This window comes from Streptomyces tauricus (assembly GCF_014650955.1).
Lineage (GTDB): Bacteria > Actinomycetota > Actinomycetes > Streptomycetales > Streptomycetaceae > Streptomyces > Streptomyces tauricus.
Genome location: NZ_BMVY01000100.1, coordinates 1 through 1230, shown reverse-complemented (window position 1 = coordinate 1230; position 1230 = coordinate 1). Strand labels below are relative to the sequence as shown.

Sequence of the window (1230 nt, the reverse complement as noted above, 5' to 3'; positions counted from 1 at the left end):
AGTGGGTGGGAGTCCTCATCTCGAAGCAGGCTTCCCGCTTAGATGCTTTCAGCGGTTATCCCTCCCGAACGTAGCCAACCAGCCATGCCCTTGGCAGGACAACTGGCACACCAGAGGTTCGTCCGTCCCGGTCCTCTCGTACTAGGGACAGCCCTTCTCAAGACTCCTACGCGCACAGCGGATAGGGACCGAACTGTCTCACGACGTTCTAAACCCAGCTCGCGTACCGCTTTAATGGGCGAACAGCCCAACCCTTGGGACCGACTCCAGCCCCAGGATGCGACGAGCCGACATCGAGGTGCCAAACCATCCCGTCGATATGGACTCTTGGGGAAGATCAGCCTGTTATCCCCGGGGTACCTTTTATCCGTTGAGCGACGGCGCTTCCACAAGCCACCGCCGGATCACTAGTCCCGACTTTCGTCCCTGCTCGACCCGTCGGTCTCACAGTCAAGCTCCCTTGTGCACTTACACTCAACACCTGATTGCCAACCAGGCTGAGGGAACCTTTGGGCGCCTCCGTTACTCTTTAGGAGGCAACCGCCCCAGTTAAACTACCCATCAGACACTGTCCCTGATCCGGATCACGGACCCAGGTTAGACATCCAGCACGACCAGACTGGTATTTCAACGACGACTCCACCTGAGCTGGCGCTCAAGCTTCACAGTCTCCCAGCTATCCTACACAAGCCGAACCGAACACCAATATCAAACTATAGTAAAGGTCCCGGGGTCTTTCCGTCCTGCTGCGCGAAACGAGCATCTTTACTCGTAGTGCAATTTCACCGGGCCTATGGTTGAGACAGTCGAGAAGTCGTTACGCCATTCGTGCAGGTCGGAACTTACCCGACAAGGAATTTCGCTACCTTAGGATGGTTATAGTTACCACCGCCGTTTACTGGCGCTTAAGTTCTCAGCTTCGCACGCCCGAAAGCGTACTAACCGGTCCCCTTAACGTTCCAGCACCGGGCAGGCGTCAGTCCGTATACATCGCCTTACGGCTTCGCACGGACCTGTGTTTTTAGTAAACAGTCGCTTCTCGCTGGTCTCTGCGGCCACCCCCAGCTCACCGAGTAAATCGGATCACCAAGAATGGCCCCCCTTCTCCCGAAGTTACGGGGGCATTTTGCCGAGTTCCTTAACCATAGTTCACCCGAACGCCTCGGTATTCTCTACCTGACCACCTGAGTCGGTTTAGGGTACGGGCCGCCATGAAACTCGCTAGAGGCT

1 rRNA gene is annotated in these 1230 nt (G+C 56.3%); it reads right to left on the bottom strand.

Annotated features, from left to right (window positions below):
• Positions 1 to 1230 (bottom strand): 23S ribosomal RNA (locus IE278_RS41740); the annotation flags it as partial.